This is a genomic window from Schinkia azotoformans, from assembly GCF_035811335.1.
GTDB classification, from domain to species: domain Bacteria; phylum Bacillota; class Bacilli; order Bacillales; family Bacillaceae_J; genus Schinkia; species Schinkia azotoformans.
The window spans coordinates 1-1,529 of the sequence record NZ_JARSMD010000059.1; the positions used below are offsets into that span (position 1 = coordinate 1).

1 protein-coding gene is annotated in these 1,529 nt (G+C 36.7%); it reads right to left on the bottom strand.

What is annotated here, in order from left to right; genetic code table 11:
* Positions 1-3 precede the first annotated feature (3 nt).
* Positions 4-1,365, bottom strand: coding sequence for an IS4 family transposase (locus P9E47_RS22695; protein ID WP_326165140.1), 1,362 nt, complete (start codon positions 1,363-1,365; stop codon positions 4-6).
* Positions 1,366-1,529 lie beyond the last annotated feature (164 nt).

Below are 1,529 nucleotides of genomic sequence, written 5' to 3' on the forward strand. Positions count from 1 at the left end.
AACTCAACTTTCGCAGAGTGAAATCGGCAAATAAGCCTTGATATAACTAGGAAGTCCTGATATCCACTGCTCAAGTTGACTTTGAATTAACTTTTTGATTTTTTTATTTGTATGTTCAAGTGCGTCCTGAAGAAACTCGATTAATTGCTGTAACGCAACAGCCCAATCAAGTTCATTAACTTCATCGCACAATTCGTAAAATAGGCCACCAATTGTACGTTGGTCAGTATTACATCGATTTTGCCATGATAGCACAATAAAACGTACAAAAACAATAGTAGTATGACTGATTAGACCATCATATGAGCGACTTTGAAACTCTTTTTGAAGTTTTAATAGAGATTTGGTCGTCTTAAAGAACACCTCAATATCCCAGCGCATCCCATAGATTCGAACGATTTCTTGTTCTGAAAGGGTGCAATCGGTACTGAGGATGGCAAGCCATTCACTTTTCTTATTTCTATTTTGGATAAATACAACTTTTATTGGCGTTCCATTAGACATGGTCGTATGAATGGAACGAAGAATTCCTTTCTTTGATTGAACGGGCACAGCCAAGCAATAGAGCTGTTTTAAAGAGACCAACTTCCCATTCACGTTATAGCGTTGTTTCGTTTCTTTGACCATACCAATCACGCCTAAACCTTGTTCTACAATAGCTTTAACAAGTGGTGGCAATGTAAACCAAGAATCCATTAACACATAATCAGCGTTAATTCCACTAGCTAAAGCGCGTTTTATCATAGCTGGAATCTGCTCAGGTGCTGATAGTAACGCATCTTTTCGACGTTGATAGCCACAAGTACGCTTGTCAATTTGTTTAGAGATTCCATTAATTTGAGCGTTCTTAGAACTAAGCAATGAAAAGTCAATCGGCATGAATGTGTGCCCATCAGACCAACCTAAAGTAAGCATACGAAAGCCTTTGTAGAATCGCATTTTAAGAGAGGCGTGATCAAAACAACGTGCAAGTAATTCAACCTTTTTACTGCGATTTCGATCATAAGATGAATCATCGACAATCAGCACCTTTGGACGACTTTTGTCAGTTAGAACGTCCACTTTATGAATGGTAAAGCTACTTAAAAGTAGTAAAAATCTACGCCAATTAAAGGTTGATTGATTTAAAAAACGATAAACAGCGTCCTTGGCAGGGTATTTTTCTGCTTTCTTAGAATCAAGAAGAGAAAACCAGTTTTTATGTTGAAAAATCAAACAAAAGATTAGCTGGAACAAATAAGTACAACCAAATCCGAAGGATTTTTTAATCCCTGCATGACGCAGATGCTTATTTATTTTAAGCTCAGAAAAAACAGAATTAAGTTCTTTAGGTAGTTGATTGTATTGGCTATTTTGGTCTATCATATAGGGGACACCTCTTCTTATGGTAGTGTTTTCTAGTCAATTACACTTTACCAAAGAACGAGGTGTTTTTCATTATTTTATAGACTGTCAAGCAAACTAATGAATAGGCCGCAGGCCTATTACAATCAACATTTATCACCTACTTTATTGGTGCGAAAGTTGAG